Below are 267 nucleotides of genomic sequence, written 5' to 3'. Positions count from 1 at the left end.
CCATTTACTCACCCCCAAGATTATAAAATTACCTATTTGACTCAAGAGCCAGATTTTGATGATGAAGCAAGTATCATGGATACTGTTCTGGATGATTCACTCCCCCAAATGAAGGCCATAAAAAGATATGAAGCTGCACTTTTAAATATTGAAGATTTAAGCAAATTTGAACGTGCCCAATCTGATATGGATGCTTTAAACGCTTGGCAAGTAGAAGCAGATGTGAAAACAGTTTTAACAAAACTCAAATTGCCAGATTTTTCTTCA

1 protein-coding gene is annotated in these 267 nt (G+C 35.6%); it reads left to right on the top strand.

Features of this window, described 5'->3' with window-relative positions:
• Nucleotides 1-267: ATP-binding cassette domain-containing protein (locus ETC27_RS18020; protein ID WP_205742784.1), on the top strand; the 267-nt coding region annotated here is incomplete at both ends.

The organism is Onishia niordana (genome assembly GCF_004798965.1).
Lineage (GTDB): Bacteria > Pseudomonadota > Gammaproteobacteria > Pseudomonadales > Halomonadaceae > Onishia > Onishia niordana.
This window is presented reverse-complemented; position numbering and strand designations above follow the sequence as displayed.